Source organism: Thiocystis violacea (genome assembly GCF_016583565.1).
Lineage (GTDB): Bacteria > Pseudomonadota > Gammaproteobacteria > Chromatiales > Chromatiaceae > Thiorhodococcus > Thiorhodococcus violaceus_A.
Genome location: NZ_NRRF01000019.1, coordinates 15,963 through 30,575, shown reverse-complemented (window position 1 = coordinate 30,575; position 14,613 = coordinate 15,963). Strand labels below are relative to the sequence as shown.

The 14,613-nt window shown below is 64.0% G+C and carries 9 protein-coding genes; all 9 read right to left on the bottom strand.

Going from position 1 to position 14,613, the window contains the following annotated elements:
• Nucleotides 1–73: 73 nt before the first annotated feature.
• The 9 genes from CKO23_RS10045 to CKO23_RS10005 all read right to left on the bottom strand — a co-directional run bounded on the left by CKO23_RS10045 (nt 74) and on the right by CKO23_RS10005 (nt 14,585).
• Complete coding sequence (locus CKO23_RS10045) at nt 74–1,306, bottom strand: hypothetical protein (RefSeq protein ID WP_200330606.1); 1,233 nt, start codon at nt 1,304–1,306, stop codon at nt 74–76.
• Between the two features lie 243 nt (nt 1,307–1,549).
• Complete coding sequence (locus tag CKO23_RS10040) at nt 1,550–3,517, bottom strand: mechanosensitive ion channel family protein (protein ID WP_200330604.1); 1,968 nt, start codon at nt 3,515–3,517, stop codon at nt 1,550–1,552.
• 124 nt (nt 3,518–3,641) lie between these two features.
• Complete coding sequence (locus tag CKO23_RS10035; RefSeq protein ID WP_200330602.1) at nt 3,642–5,324, bottom strand: DUF1254 domain-containing protein; 1,683 nt, start codon at nt 5,322–5,324, stop codon at nt 3,642–3,644.
• A gap of 413 nt (nt 5,325–5,737) precedes the next feature.
• Nucleotides 5,738–7,300 (bottom strand): CorA family divalent cation transporter, encoded by a 1,563-nt coding sequence (locus CKO23_RS25565; RefSeq protein WP_242482339.1) that lies wholly within the window; start codon nt 7,298–7,300, stop codon nt 5,738–5,740.
• Nucleotides 7,301–7,433: 133 nt separating this feature from the next.
• Nucleotides 7,434–9,098, bottom strand: coding sequence for a PqiB family protein (locus CKO23_RS10025; protein ID WP_200330600.1), 1,665 nt, complete (start codon nt 9,096–9,098; stop codon nt 7,434–7,436).
• On the bottom strand, nt 9,091–9,774 hold the full coding sequence (locus tag CKO23_RS10020; protein ID WP_200330598.1) for a paraquat-inducible protein A: 684 nt from the start codon (nt 9,772–9,774) through the stop codon (nt 9,091–9,093). Before CKO23_RS10020 ends, CKO23_RS10025 begins: the two co-directional genes overlap by 8 nt.
• The gene (locus CKO23_RS10015; protein WP_200330596.1) at nt 9,771–10,514 is read right to left on the bottom strand and encodes a paraquat-inducible protein A; all 744 of its coding nucleotides are present in this window, start codon (nt 10,512–10,514) and stop codon (nt 9,771–9,773) included. The genes CKO23_RS10020 and CKO23_RS10015 overlap by 4 nt, the downstream gene beginning before the upstream one ends.
• A gap of 492 nt (nt 10,515–11,006) precedes the next feature.
• Nucleotides 11,007–14,270: an AsmA family protein gene (locus CKO23_RS10010; RefSeq protein WP_200330594.1), complete on the bottom strand. Its 3,264-nt coding sequence runs from the start codon at nt 14,268–14,270 to the stop codon at nt 11,007–11,009.
• A 60-nt stretch (nt 14,271–14,330) separates the two neighbouring features.
• On the bottom strand, nt 14,331–14,585 hold the full coding sequence (locus CKO23_RS10005) for a hypothetical protein (RefSeq protein ID WP_200330592.1): 255 nt from the start codon (nt 14,583–14,585) through the stop codon (nt 14,331–14,333).
• Between the last annotated feature and the right edge of the window lie 28 nt (nt 14,586–14,613).

Sequence of the window (14,613 nt, the reverse complement as noted above, 5' to 3'; positions counted from 1 at the left end):
CTCACGGGTGCCGAAGGAGGAGCTTCAGCACCAGAGAAGGTACGGATCTTGGTGCTGCGCAGACCGACATCGATCAGTCGCCGCCTCGGGCTTCGGCGGTTGCGATCGAGTCGTCCGACATGGCCGGCGCCAATGCCTCGTGCAGCAGCGCGTCGAGCAGGCAGCGACGAGCGCTGTCTGCGGTGGTGAGACTGGCTTCGAGGCGGTCGCACAGGGCCATGAGTTCGTTGACCTTGGCGACGATGCGGTGTTGTTCGGCGAGGGGTGGGAGAGGGAATTGCACCTCTTTCAGTTTCGAAGCGCTGATTCCCCAATTGCCTACTGTTGTGGCGCAGATGACATCCAGCGGCAGCCCCTCGCCCGCCAGCTCATCGACCAGCGCCTGCTTGCGCTCGGTCGCGCCCCAGCGTCTGAGGAAGTCATCAAGGCTCGCGAAGTGCCGGTGCAGGGCCTTGCGCGTGAAGTCGCGCAGGCTCTCGGTGACGAGCTTGCCCTGCTCGTCGAGGTATTCGACGCGCTCGGCGATGATGCGGGCCGTGACGCCGTCGACGTAGATCTTCTCGCGTCTGCCGCCGCCAGTTGGAATGCCGTTCGGCGTGCCACCGACGAGGACGTCGTAGTCGCCAGAATCTTCACCGACCTCGGCATCCGTCGCCTCGTCGTCCGACGGTGGCTCATCCGGCGGCGCGACGAGATCCTCTTCACGCGGCGCATAGATCTGCACCGGCTCGCCGTCGAACTCCGGGTCGGCGAAATGGCTGGTCGCGCCGCGAAAGTCGATCAGGGTGAAGTAGTACTTCTGGGTGTCCTCGTGCACGCGGGTGCCGCGACCGACGATCTGCTTGAACTCGGTCATGGAGCCGACCGCGCGGTCGAGCACGATCAGCCGGCAGGTCTGGGCGTCCACGCCGGTGGAGAGCAGACGCGAGGTGGTGACCAGCACCGGGTATCGCGCCTCGGGGTCGATGAAGTTGCCGAGTTCGGCCTGGCCCTCGGCATCGCCGCCGGTGATGCGGATGTCGAGCGTCAGGGCGTAATCAAGCGCCTGCTGCATGCCGTCGCCGACGCTGTGGCGGTTGTCCTTGACCTCGATGACCGCGATCGGGATGTTGGGCTTGTAGTAGAGGATGTAGTCGGCACGCTTGCCCTTGCCGCGACTCACCAGTTTGCCGCGCACGATGATGCGCCCCTTGGTGAAGCTGACTTCCTCGCGGATCTGTAACTGCTCGTCCCAGCCCGCGTTGCGCAGGGCCGGGGTGATGAATTTGGTGCAAATGTCCCGCTCGCTGAGATCCTTCTTGTTCATGCTGTCCCTTCTGCTCGCTTGAATGTACCGACCGACATCGTTCCGTAAGCATACCGGTGAAAGCGGTCATTGCTTCCCGGTTTCTGGTCACGCAGCTCCAGCTGCGTGACCCATGCGATGAAGCTCCGCTTCACGCAGCGTCGGCGCAGCCTGAGGATTCATGAAGCAGGAGCTTCGGCACCAGAGTCAGATCGGGAAGCGGGAAGTAGAAGATGGACGGCGCCCCAGCGGAGCGGCGTTCGCTCAATTCCTGTTCTCCGCTGTTTTGCCGCCGTCCTCACGCAGATACAGCGTCTGGCTCGGGAAGGCGATGCTCAGCCCATTGGCCTTGACGATGGCGCAACAGCGAAAGATCACGTCCTGCTTGACCTCGAGCCAGCCCTGCCAGTCGACGGTCTTGGAGAAGCAGTAGATCAGGATCTCGATCGAGCTGTCGCCGAGGGCGTCGAGATAGACCAGCAGCGTCCGCTTGATGCCGTATCCATCCATGGCGTCGGAGATCTTTCCCAGTTGCTGCTTGGTGTATTTTGTGGTGTCGGTGCTGCTGTCGGCGATGTCCCCATGGGCGATCAGCATGGCGCGGATGTCGTCGACGGTCTTCTTCACCTGCTGCATGTCGCTGCCGTATTCGAGCCCGAGCGTGAGCTTGATGCGTCGCCCCAGTTTGCGCCGGCTCCAGTTGCGCACGTCGGTGCTGGCCACATAGGCGTTGGGTAGAAAGATCACCGCGTTGTCGAAGGTGCGGATCTTGGTGCTGCGCAGGCCGACATCGATCACCGTCCCCTCGCCGTTGGGCGTCACGATCCAGTCGCCCTGCTGGAACATGTCATCGACGATGATGGAGATGCAGCCGAAGATGTTCGCGATGGTCTCCTTGGCGGCGAAGGCGACGGCCAGACCGCCGATGCCGAGCGATGCCAGCAGGGCGCGGATGTCGAAGCCGAAGCGCTGCAGCAGGTAGAGCAGGGCAATCACGATCACCAGGAAGCGGGTCACGCTGGACGAGAAGTTGACCAGCTCTCCGCGCAGGGTCGGATGACGGCGAAGCAGCTCGCTCGAATAGAGCATCACGAAGTTGTCGATCAAGCGCAGTAGCGCCCAGACGATCAGCACGACGTAGAGACTGCCAAGCACTTCCATCATGCGCTCGTCGGATTCGCGCAAGAACAGGATACGCGTCGTCTGTGCGATGGCGATCAACACCAGCAGGACGCGCAGCGGACCGAGAAAGGATTGCTTCAGCAGGCGTAGAAAGCGCTCGGATTCGGATGGGGCCTGTTGCGCGCTCCGCGCCCGTTGTGGCAACGCGCGTCGCAAGAGGCGCGGCAGTATCGGCAGCAGAATCAGGCCGACGCCGATCAAGGCCAGAAAGAACACGGCGGCAGCGACGAGTTGGCCAACGCTGATGAATTGACCAATGCTGTATTGGCTGCCCGGCATCATCTTGGCGTTGATATCGATGACCCAGGGCTGCGCGTCGATGGCGCCGATCAGCGCGCTGATGCCGAGCCAATTCAACAGCCGGTTGCTCGTCGCCGCGCCCTTGACGAAGCCGAACAGCGACTGCGCCACGGCATCATAGACCTCGGCGCGCTGGCTGTAGTCACGATAGGCGTCGATCAACCCTTGCTCGGCGCTGCTGAGCGTGGTCGACCCGGCGGCTTGCAAACGCTGCACGGCGCGCCCGAACGGGACCTGATTGAAGGCGGTTCGATGCGCGAAGCGGCTGAACGCGCGGTTGAAATCTCCGGCTGGGGCGAATCTGATCCAGTCACGCGCCACCGTCGTCAGCAGCTCCGTAAAGCTCTGGTCCAGGATCGCGCTGTTGAGGCGCAGAATCGCGCTCATCTCGGCGGTGCTGTCCGCGCTGCGCCGGGCACGCAAAACGCTGTCGCGCAGACGCTGCAGTGCGTCCGCGGGGAGCCTTGCTGCAAAGCCGCGACCCCCTTGGGACAGGATGGTCCGGGTGAGTTGCTCCAGCACCAGGGCGCGCTGATGCGTCAGCCGGGCCCGGCCGAGGGTGTCGGTGGTGGTGCGGATACGCTGGTCGAGGTTGGCGACCGCGAGCAGAAGTGGCTGCGTGAACAGCTTTGTGTCGCCGAGGTTCTCCGCGCGCATCGCCGGCGCATCGCCTGCCGGTAAGATCGCCGGGAACACCAGCAGGCCGACCAGCAGCGCGGCGAGCACAACTGGGATCGAACTGGAACGCATGCCGCTTCTCGATTCATTCATCGTCGTATGCGTTCAGACCCGATTCGCAACGCGCTGGTCGTCGTTCTGGCTCAGAGGGTCTGCGCCGATGAGCAACCCGGCCGACCCCCGATCCGCTGCCCCGTCACTGCACCTTTTCGACCTTCGGCGGCGTCCAGGTGCCGTCGATGATCGACGGGCTCTTCTCCTTCGGCCAATACATGCGCAGCATCGGGATGAAGTCGCCCTTGGGCGCCGGCAGCCAGTTGGCCTCCTTGTCCTTGCCGGGCGATGCGTTCTGGAAGTAGAGCGTCAGCGAACCGTCGGCGTTGTAGGTCAGGTCGTCACGCGGGCTGACCGTGAACTTGTTCAACGCATTCGGCACGAACCACCAGCCGTTGTCGATCTCATACATGGTGATCGACCAGAACCCGTCGACCGGGGGCGTTTGGTCCTTGGGGAAGGTCAGGGTGTAGTTGTTGGCGCCCGAGAGCGTCGCGCCGCTGCTGTCGACCTCGGTGTAGGGGTAGATGGCATCCTTCTCGCGGTTGGCGGGCCAACCGAAGGCGGCCACCACGGCACGCTTCACATAGTCGGTGCCGTAGTCGCCCAGTCCCATGGAGACGATCCAGCCGTTGACGACCTTGCCGAGCTTGGGCTTGTCGGCCTCGATCTGCTTCAGCGCGGTCTGCGGCAGATCCTTGAGTGCGGCCTGCACCGGCGCGCCGAGCGCGGCCATGTCGAAGGGCTGGCAGGGCTCGATGCCGATCTTGGCCATCTTTGCCAGCATCGGCGCGTCTTCCGGCGCCGGCGGCGCATCCTTGCACATGAGCCGCGTCATCATGTCGAAGTAGCCCTTGGTGCCCATGTCGAGGATCACCTGCTGCGGCTTGTCGGTCATCGAGAAGCCTGGGCTCGGGTCGACCGGCGGTGCCTCGTAGACATAATCCGCCTTGCCCACCGCGGACAGCGGTCTCAAGCCGTATTGCGCCTGCAGCGCGTTGACCGCCTTGTAGTCGGCCTCGGTCCCGTCCGCGTAGGTGCGGCCGAGGATGACCATGTAGCGTGTCGGGACCTTGATATGGGTCATGCCCGCGGGCACCTCGCCGCTCCAGCCCGGCCCGCTGATCAGGAAGGTCTGCGCCTTCTCGCCGGTGGTGCGGCTGCCCGCCGATTCGATCACCGGCATCCACAGGCTATACATCGGGAACAGGAAGTAGCGCTTGCCCATGTCGGGATGCGAAAAGACCATCGGCTCCTTGCCCAGGTCGAGCCACGCCAGCGAATAGAGGGTGTCGGCATTGGGTGCCGAGACCCCGCGATAGTCCGCCGGCGGATAGCGCGGGACATTGATGAATTGCCCCGCAGGTGCTTGCAACCCCTCCACCTTGGGCACGTTGCTCATCTGCACCCGAGTGACATTGGTGGTGATCAGCGAGTAGCCGTAGATGTAGGCATCCATGGCGATCGCCTTGGCCTCCTCCGGTGTCAGCGCGCGAGCATTGCCGGAGCCGGAAGCGGCGCCGGCCAGCGTCAATGTCTGGCCTGTCATGATCTCGTCCGATGACAGAGCGTTTTCTGCCTTCAGGGCCGCGACCGTGGTCTCGAAGCGTCGGGCGATCTCGATCAGATCGTCGCCTTCGGCCACGACATAGGTTGCCGCCGAGCTGTCGTAGTCGCCGCGGGCATGGTCACGGGAACCTTGGTCGGCAGCCAGGGCGCCAAGAGCGACCAAACAGAGGGCCAGCGCGAGGGCGAGGGCGGAGCCGCCGGCACGCCACCTCGGTGCGGAATGTGTTTGCGAAATAGCGCCTATGTTGCGATGCATGTGTCTAGATCCTCATCAGGTTGGCGATCGTCGGGGCGGGACTGAAACAGTCTCAAGTTATAGCTGGGTTTAGGGATTGCGGAAGGCGTGATCGGGGACTTCTTGGCGCCTGCCTCCAAATCGCTGCCGAAGTCGTGCACCTACCCGTGAAAGGTCGCCCCCGGGGTCGGGCCAGTCTGCGCAGATCTGCGTCATGCGTATCGTTGAAATCGCAGGAGAGACTGCGGATGGAAAGCTGCACAGGCATTGTCCGCTCAGGGCTGGGGTCGGCCTTGCTCGCCGCGCGGCTCGCGAACCTGCCCATCAAGGCATCGCCTACAAGCCAGGCGCGGCTTTGAGCCCAAGCTCCTGAGCATACGAAGATAGGCCGCCGGCTTCGCCGGAACCTGCCCATCCGATACTTCAGCGCCTGCCTAAAGGTGCTGCGCCCATACATAGTGCAGGACAACGAACAAGAACGCCGTCGAACAGCCGAACAACAGCACCCCGTGGATGGCGATCAAGGGTCCGAGTTGTCGCCAAGGCGTTGGCAGTACGACATCGCCATAGCCAAGGGTCGTGGCGGAGGTGGCGGAAAAGTAGATGCCTTCCAGCACGCTTGAGAATAGCCGCGTCCAGCGCAGAAACAGGCCCCATGCCGCAGCTTCGATGAGGTGGGCTGTGAACAATAGGAAAAAGCAGCCAAGCAGGATGGCCTTGCCAGTATAGGAACCAACATGCGCCAACAGCCATACCTTGTGACCAATCAACTCGCCAGCTACGTCCAAGATCACGACGACGTGAAAAGAGAACAGCAAGAGCGCGAGCAACAGTGCGATGACATAGACGCCACCAGGCTTGCTGCGGGAAAAATGGCGATGTCCGTCAAGGTTCGTTCCACCTGACGTGACTTGACGCTCAAGCTCGGTGCCGGGAAGGGGCGCAAAGTGCTGGCGAGGCTCCCCCTTGACCCCCGTGAAAGCGGGCGTCAACCCCGCGCCATCGATCACAGGGGGCTGCACCAATCGCTCAGGTGCCTTCTTGCCAAGACTCGCCTGAGGCAGATAGCGATCGAACGTCCGGCGACGCAGCCAGCGCCAAGCCACCACGGAAATGGTGATGGACAAACCAGTCACCAGCCAGAAACCCAGCGGATTATGTTCGTCGGGGATGCCGCCGATGTTCATCCCAAGCAGGCCGGTCATGAAGCTCAGCGGCAGGAACACAGTCGCGACGATGCTCAGATTGAGGCTGGAGCGTGTCATGGTGTCCGAGCGTTGCGCCGCGATCTGATCCTCCAGCATCTGAACCCGCGTGCGGCATTCATTCAGACTCCCCAAGTAGCGGGCCACATGATTCGACGCCCTGTTCAGCGTTTCACGATCGTCGGCATCAAGCGTGAGTGCGGGATCGGTCGTCATCGGAGCAAGCACCTGCTGCGTGCCATTTACGTGCCGTCGAGTGCGAAAGATTCGGCGTCGAAGCTCGCTCAGCGTTTGCGGGGGTGGCACCGAACCGCCATCGATGAGTGCATCCTCGACCCCATCGATGTCTTGAGTCAGCTCGTAGATAACCGCTTCCATCCGGTTGGTCATCGCCGACACCAGAAAGCCCAACAGATCCACCGCCGTCACCAGCGTCCTGTCCGACAACAGGTGCTGTCGTAACTCGTCCACGACGACGAGCGCCCCGAATCGTACCGTGACCGCCCTGGTCGAGCCGATCAGCAGCTTCAGGTCGGCGAGATCGGTGACATCATCCGTCTGCCCGGGACGAAGCGTCTTGATGCTCAGCAACATGCCGTATGGGACGTGTTCGTAATGGTTGAAACGCACCGGCTCCAACAAGGCCGTTCTGGTCTGCGCGTTGATCTCCGGCCACGCCATCAGCCATTCGCGATCGGCGTCGACGGCCATGTCGATATCGAACCAGGTGACGCCGCCAGTGCCGGTGTGATCCGCGGCTGTTCCGGGACCGAAACGGGTGATCTCAGGCATGGCGAATTATCTTTAGCTGACGGGGAAACAAGAGGCTGGAGTCTGGTGCCGCGTTCAGGGCCGCGATTGCCAGCGCAAGGCCGTATCTCGTCCTCGGCCCCGCGCTGCGCCAGACAGGGCCGGTCTGTCAGGGCTATTTGCCCTTGCCACGAATCAGCGCGCCTGGGTTGCGTTCGAGGTAGTCGGCAAGCACGCGCACCGCGCGGGCGGCGCGTGCCACCTCTTGCAAGGCATTGCGCAATTCAAGCTGGCTGGGGGCATCCGGTCCGAGCAAAGTGGCATCGGTGTTCTTCAACACCCGGTCGACGGTTGCCAAGGCGCGCCGGAACTCGACGAGACCGGACTTCAGCTCCGGGGTGACGCCGGTGTCGATGTGATCCACCGCCTTGTCGATGTCCTTGATCGCGTTGTCAGTCGTCGCCAAGACCTGTTTGATCTCGTTACCGATCGCCTCGAATGGGATCTTGTCGACCTTGTCGAGAATACCCGTCACCTTGTCCTCGAGATTGGGTAGGGTGCTTGGGACGGTCGGGATCACCGGCATCGGCAGGCTCCAGTCGATCTCGACCTTGGGGGCATCCTTGACGTAGTCGAAGGCGACGTAGAGTTGCCCCGTGATCAGGCTGCCGCTGCGCAACTGGCCGCGCAGTCCGCGCTCTTCGATCAGCCGTTGAAAAAAGGCGTGGCTGTGCCGCTCGTTGCCGACGAGCTTCTCGGTCTGCGCAGCCTGCAGCGTTCGCACGCGAGCGACGAGCCGTTCGGGGTAGACGACAAACTCCACACGGCCACGCAACAACGAGCCCTCGGGTTGCATTTCAAAGCCGACGTCGGTCACCTCGCCGGCCTCCAGACCGAGCAAGGTCACCGGCGCACCCACGGACAGTCCGCGCAGGGAATCGTCGAAATAGAGCACGTAGCGTCTGGCGATGGCCTCCGGTTGCTTCATCGCGGTGGCCCGATCCGCAAACAGGGGGAACGCGCTGCCGGCGGCCGCGGGCTCGCCTTCAGTAACGAACGTCGGCGTCTCGAAGGCAACCCCGCCGATCAGCAGCGACACCAGTGATTGGGTGCGCACGTCGACCCCATCCGCGCCGAGCGAGACATCCAGGCCGCTGGCATTCCAGAAGCGGGTGTCCGCGCTGATGAAACGATCGTAGGGGGCGTTGACAAAGACCCTGAACCTGACTGAAGCACCGTCGGCGGCAAGCTTGGAGTCAATGACCTGGCCGACCTGCAGGCGACGGAAATAGAGCGGCGAGCCAATCCCCAACGAGCCCATATCCGCGGCCGTCAGCTCGAATTGCTTGCCCGGCTGATCGATCCTGATCATCGGCGCGACCTCGAGCCCGATAAAGCGACGGTGACTCTGTGTGGACTTGCCCTTTTCGAAGCCGATGTAGTTGCCCGACAGCAGCGTGCCCAGACCGGAAACGCCGCTCAGCGTGACGCGCGGCTGCACCACCCAGAAACTGGCGTCTTGCACCATCAGGTCCTCGGCATGCTTGTCGATCTTCGCCGTGACCAGCACCTTGGAGAAGTTAGCGTCCAGCTCCACCGCAGAGACCTCGCCGATCTTCACGTCCTTGTACTTGATGAAGGTCTTGCCGGCCTCGACACCCTCGGCGGATTTGAACAGGATGGTGATGGTCGGCCCCTCGTTCAGAATCCGATTGACCGCGATGCCGACCGCGACCAGGGCAGCGAACAGTGGAATGAGCCAGACCGCCGAGACCCGACCACGCCGTTTGGGGACCAGGGTTGCGCGCGGCAGGTTTTGGCCGTCGATGACTTCAGCCAAGGTTGGACTCCTGTTGCGGACTGTTCTCTTCTAATGGGGCCGGTTCAGAACCGGCATCCGAAATGGCATCCCAGATCAGGCGCGGATCGAAGGTGCTCGCCGCGATCATCGTCAGCACCACCACGGCGGCGAAAAACAGCACGCCAGCGCCAGGGCGCACGGACATGAGCGGGTCCAGTTGCACCAGCGCGACCGTGAAGGTATCGACGAAGACATCCAGCATCGACCAGCGGCCGATGAACTCCACCATGCGGTAGAGCCGGGTTCGCTCCCTGCTGCCCTGTATCGAGCCGCGCTGGACCGTGATCAACAAATAACTCAACGCGACCAACTTACCGAGCGGAACCATGACGCTCGCGATCAAGACGATCAGCGCCAGCGGCCAGGACCCGGAGGTAAACAGGAACACCACACCGCCCATGATGGTGTCGTACTCGGTCGAGCCGAGCGTGGTGGTGCCAAGCACGGGCAGGATGTTCGCCGGGATGTAGCAGATGGCGGCAGCGATGACGAGCGCCCAGGTTCGCTCGATGGAGCGGTGACGGCGCGATTCGAGCTCGCTACCGCAGCGGGGACAATAGCCAGGCTCGGCCGCGCTGGCCGGTTGCGATAGGAGGCCGCAGGTCTCGCAGGACAGCAGTCCCGCCTTGATCGCGGTGAGGGGGGCTGCCGTCATGAACTGGAACGGCCGGATGGGGTCTCGGAGTTGGCGGATTCCGGCCTGCCGTCCAGATCAGCCTTTTGCAGGTCAGGCTCCAGATCAGGCATGGGATTCGATGCGAATACGCGTTCGGCCACCGGGTCTGAGGCTGGATCAGGTTCGTGCCAGGCCACTCTCGCCCACAGTTCCTCGGTATCGACGCTGCTCAGAATAGCGGGAAAAAGTAGCATCAACACGCCGATGGCAAGCATCCCGATTCCGGCCTCCACTTTGGCCAAGTCCGCGATCTTGATCAGCGCGACCATGATGCCGAGCATCATCACCTCGGTCATCGCCCAAGGCCGCGTGCGCTCCGCCCAGCGCAGCATGCCGCCGACCCAGCCAGGCGCTGGCGGCCGGCGCACCGCGAACAACACGATCAACAGGAAAAGCAGATATCCGGCAGGGGCGATGACCGCGCAAAAGGCCACGATCACGGCGGTCACCTCTTGCCCCTCGTGCCACATCTGGTAGGCGCCGCCGATGATCGTTGTACTCGCATGCCGACCGACGGCGGACAGCCCCATCAGCGGCGTCGTATTGGCCACGACCAGGACCAGCAAGGCCGCCAGCCCGAGCGCGAGAGGGCGTTCGATCGGGTCGGCTGGACGGGTGGCGAGCGTGCAACCGCAACGACAACAGGTTGCCTTGCCTGCGACCGGAAGGTCGGGCAGCACCTGCAACAGGTCGCACTCATGGCAGGCGACAGACGTCATCTAGCCACCGAGTTGTATACCCCTAGGCATGCTGCGTCCCAGTCAGCCAACGGCCGATGAAAAGTACCAAAATTGCACAAACCACAGTCAGGACAGCGAGATCTCGATGGCTATAGCGCCTGACACCTCTGCAACGGCGACGCACAGCCTATTGCTGAAACTGGGTCTATTGAAACCTGCTCGGCCAACATTCTATGACACATCGCCCAAACTGACACAGGGATGCGTCCATTTGGCGTGAAACGGTCAGTCATGGCCAAGGACGGCGCGGCAAACTTCAATCCTCCAGGCGGCAGCAGCGCTATCCGAAGCGGTGGTTGCTGCCATGAGCCGCTGCCTGGGGGCATCCAGCCGCGACGTCGCGCAGGTGATCCGCACCACGCCGCCAGCGCAGCCCCGCAGCCCCGCAGCCACCATTTCGCCGATCCCAAGGTAAGGCCATTCGACAGGAATCGCCGGAGGTTCGCGAGGGCCGGCAGATCGGTCAATACTTCACCACGGGGCCGACGCATCCCGCCGCAGCACCGTTTCGCAGGGGTTACCGAAGGCGGTCAGGCGTTGGATGATCTGAGCGGCCACCAGACTCAGGCCGCCAGTGGCCCAGGCCGCGGCGCCTTCGACGAGCAGATCGCCGCGGTCGATGGTGGTGCGGGGGGACTTCAGCGTGCCGCCGACGACGACAAAACGGTCGGCGATGCCGAGCAAGCTGAGTCCGACCCCGGTGCGTTTGACGGTCTTGAAACGCAGCTCGATCTCACCCGTCTCCAGCTTGATGGCGCCGCCGCCCAGCACATTGAGGTTGTCGGTTTGCAGCGCCAACCCACGCTGGCTGGTGGCGATGCCGTCAGCGACATCGAACTGCAGCACCGCGCACTGGAGCTTGAGTAGATCCTGCCGGACGCGGAGCGTGCTGAGTTGGATCGGGTTGAGGGTGTCGAGCAGGTTGACCACAACGCCCCCGAACGGCAGCCCGGAAGCCTGACGCTCCAGCTGCCCGGCACCCAGGATCAGCTCTATGCGCCCATCGGCGGAGCGCAGCAGCTTAGGAATAGAGGCGCCGACAGCGCGCAGGCGCATCTCGACGGCGACGGGTACGTTGGAGAGTGCCTGTTGATTCTTCGCCTTGATCAGTCGCCCGAGGTTGAGCTTGCCCTTGTGATGCAGATCGAACCGCCAGTCGGTCTGGCCGGGCCGTAGCTCCAGGTCTACCGACAGGCCCCCCTGAGCGGCATTGGCTGACAGTGCCAAATGTCCGGCGTCAATGCGCGCATCGAGCGTGCCATTGTCGATGTCGAAGTCGCCGAACTCGACGCGACTGGCGCTCAGTTTGAGTGAGCCGTCGATCGCCTTCAGTCCGTCCAACGGCAGTGACTGCTCGCCGCTGTTGTCGCGCCCGAATCTGGGGACGCCGCTGCCGCGCGCATCGCTCAACGCATCGGTCGGGTCCGGGTTCCGGGCCATGAACGGGATCAGGTCCAGCACATCGGCGTTCAGATCGACGTCGATCCGCGCATGCTCGCCGAGGCCGATACGGACCTCTCCGGCGACATCACTGCTGCCGCTGCTGGCCTCGATGTCCAGCAGCTCAAGCTGCCCGGTCTGACCTCGGAGGCGCGCCTTCGCCGAGAACGGCTGCGCGGGCAGCCCGGGGTGCAATGCCGCCAGGCTCTTCCCGGTGAACCGCGCCTGGAGTTGGTTTCCTCTCAGGCCGTCGAGTCGGGCAAGCTTACCGGTGAGGGTGCCGGTTAGGCCGGTATCGTCGGCCAGGTTCAGGTCGAGCATCAGGTCGCGGCCGGCGCGGATGGCCGCGAGCGGCCCCAGATGACCGCGGATGCTCAGCTGATGCTGGTCCAAGCGGGTCTGGGCAACGACGTCGATCCGCGGCCAGGACCGCCCCCTGGGCAACAGGTTGGCCAGCGTCCCGCCGGTCAGCGTCAGGTCCATGGACTGTCCTGCCCGGTCCTGACTGGCCGTCGCCAAGCCGGCCTTGAAGCTCACCGCCTGGCCGGCCTCGACGTGCAGGTTAGGGCTACTGAGTTCGATTGCCGTGGCCCTTTGGCCCCGCTTGGCGGGCGGCAGCAGTCGGGCCGATTTAGCCGCCAGGGTGCCGCTCAGGGTGCGGATCAGTGTCGCCGGCGTCGTGCCGCTGGCCTCGGCGTCCAGGCGCAAGCCGAGGATGCTACCGCCCCACTTTGGGGCTCGGGCCAGCATCGACCGGGCTTGCGCCAAGTCGATGCGGTCCGTGCTCAGCTTGAGTTTGAGCGCGGGCACCCTGGGGCCGGCTTCGAGGAGCGCCTGGCCGCTGAGGGTCAATCCGGGCAGCGCCAACCTGACCTCGTCGAGCCGCAGGCGCCCGTCGCGGAGTTTGGCCCGAGCCTGCAGTCCGCGCATGGTGATCCGCTGCCAGGTTAGGGCCTCGACCGCGAGATCCAGATCCGCATCGAGCCGGGTCAGCGACGAGAACGGCAGCGGCCGATCGGTCCAGGGCGGGGCCTTCGCCACCTTGGTTTTCGCCTTGGCGATGGTTGCCGCGGAACCCGAGGTTCCCTTTGCATCGGGCTTAGAAACCTTAGCCTGCGCGCCGTCGGCCAAGGTGACCGTCCCGACGTTGAGCTTGCCGCTGAGCCGCGCCCGGGCATCACCGGATGCCGGCCGCAACTCGCCGTCGAAGCGGCCTTCGGCGAGCCTTGCCTTGATCGCCAGGGTGCCGGCCGTCTGGTGCCCGGCCTTGGGCACGGCGACCGGTGTCAGTTGCAGCGTCCCTGGCCGATCGCCGAGCGTCCCCGTCATCCGCGCGGACCAGGGGCCATGCAAGGGGACGCTGATCTCGCCATCGCTGACGGTGAGCGGCGCGGGCAGGACATCCGCCGCCGATGATCCCTTGATCGCACTGACCGCTAGGGTCTGGCCGTCCCAGCTCAGGCCCGTCTCGAGGCGAAAAGGCCCCGCCGGTAGCCCCTTGATCCCGGCGATTTTCCCGAGCGGTACCGCCGTCGGCCCCTGCACCTGGAACTTGGCATCCAGCCCTGTGGTAGCGAACGGCGCGGGGGCGCTGCCATTGAGCTCGATACGGATGTCGGCGCTCTGCGCCTGGACCTGGAAGGGCCAGCGGGCGCCGGTCGGAGCATCCGCCGCACCCGCGCGAGCGCTCACCGTCAGCGGCGTCTGATTGATCGTCAGTTCGGCCTGGAGGTCCAAAGGCTCGGCGCCCAGGCCGTCGAGCTGAAGTCGTGTGATATCGGCGCGTCGCACCAACGTCCTTGGAGACGCAAAGGTGATCTGCGAATCGATCACCCGCACCGTCGGAACCCGCAGGCCGATCTTGCCGGCACCCTTGCTTTTGCTAGGACCAAGTTGCCAGTTGCCGCGGCCATCGGCGGTCTTCTGGAGCACCAAGCGCGCACCACGGATCACCAGTTGGTCGATGCGGACCTGTCGGTGCAACAGCGCCCGCAGCTGCCATGTCACATCGACCCGCTGCGCCTCCAGCAGGTGCGGCCCCAGCCTTTGCTCGGTGTCCCAGTCCGGATTCGACACCCGCAGCCCCTGCAGCACGATCGATAGGCCTGGTCGTGGATGCACCACCCAGCCCAGCGCCGCGCCGTCGATCGCGACCGGCCGCCCAATGGCATCGCCCGCCACAGCCTCCAGGTCCGCCTTGTGCGCCTGCAGATAGAACGGCAGATAGCCGATGGTGCCCACCAAGAGCACAAACACCGACAGCAGCAGCCAGGCAAAAGCGCGAAGGATTTTCATTCAGTGGTCTACAAGAGCCGCTCAATCGGATGGATTGTCGGCATGACCGACCCAAAGCCATCAGGTAGTCGAGGTTAGGGGGGAGAAACATCCAAGCTTCTCGTGGGCTAGAAGCCTGTCCGACTGGCGCCGCGACGACTTCACCTCACCGAGGATCTCGTTGCGGAACCTGGCAACGACGCCGTCGCCGACCTTGACGCCGTCAAGCAGCGTCGGGGCCTGCTCGTCGAGGGTCCGAGTTGCCTTGGTGCCTTCGATCGTCACCTTGCCCTCTGCCTTGCTCAGGCCGACGATCTTACCCGAAAGGGTCAACATTGAACTGGCGCCCGAGCAACGTCCCCTC

What these genes read in the sequence shown, in the direction of transcription:
- CKO23_RS25565 (WP_242482339.1), bottom strand. Translation starts at nt 7,300, where the DNA reads ATGCCTGAGATCACCCGTTTCGGTCCCGGAACAGCCGCGGATCACACC.
- CKO23_RS10005 (WP_200330592.1), bottom strand. Translation starts at nt 14,585, where the DNA reads ATGTTGACCCTTTCGGGTAAGATCGTCGGCCTGAGCAAGGCAGAGGGC.
- CKO23_RS10045 (WP_200330606.1), bottom strand. Translation starts at nt 1,306, where the DNA reads ATGAACAAGAAGGATCTCAGCGAGCGGGACATTTGCACCAAATTCATC.
- CKO23_RS10010 (WP_200330594.1), bottom strand. Translation starts at nt 14,270, where the DNA reads ATGAAAATCCTTCGCGCTTTTGCCTGGCTGCTGCTGTCGGTGTTTGTG.
- CKO23_RS10015 (WP_200330596.1), bottom strand. Translation starts at nt 10,514, where the DNA reads ATGACGTCTGTCGCCTGCCATGAGTGCGACCTGTTGCAGGTGCTGCCC.
- CKO23_RS10035 (WP_200330602.1), bottom strand. Translation starts at nt 5,324, where the DNA reads ATGCATCGCAACATAGGCGCTATTTCGCAAACACATTCCGCACCGAGG.
- CKO23_RS10020 (WP_200330598.1), bottom strand. Translation starts at nt 9,774, where the DNA reads ATGACGGCAGCCCCCCTCACCGCGATCAAGGCGGGACTGCTGTCCTGC.
- CKO23_RS10040 (WP_200330604.1), bottom strand. Translation starts at nt 3,517, where the DNA reads ATGCGTTCCAGTTCGATCCCAGTTGTGCTCGCCGCGCTGCTGGTCGGC.